The 317-nt window shown below is 49.2% G+C and carries 1 protein-coding gene; it reads left to right on the forward strand.

Annotation, left to right across the window (positions count from 1 at the left end; genetic code table 11):
* Positions 1-317: FecCD family ABC transporter permease (locus AB4585_RS22700; protein ID WP_372171066.1), on the forward strand; the 317-nt coding region annotated here is incomplete at both ends.

Consider the following 317-nt stretch of genomic DNA (forward strand, 5'->3'; position numbering starts at 1 on the left):
GTCTATTGGCGATGAAGCGGCCCACGGGCTAGGGATGAACGTACAAAGAAGCCGTTTTTCCTTATTGCTGTGCGCCTCTTTACTCACCGCTATGTCCATCGCTATTGCCGGTCCTATTGGGTTTATTGGCCTGATGGTGCCTCATCTCGTTCGTATGCTGACAGGGGCTAATCACATCAGTTTGTTGCCATTGTCGGCGCTATTTGGGGCAATCCTTTTACTCGTGTGTGACTTGCTAGGACGCTACTTGATTGCTCCCTATGAAATAAAGGCAGGTATCATCACCGCAGTCTTAGGTGGACTTTATTTCCTATGGC

It is taken from the genome of Vibrio sp. 10N.222.49.C9, assembly GCF_041474985.1.
In the GTDB taxonomy this organism is placed as follows: domain Bacteria; phylum Pseudomonadota; class Gammaproteobacteria; order Enterobacterales; family Vibrionaceae; genus Vibrio; species Vibrio crassostreae_C.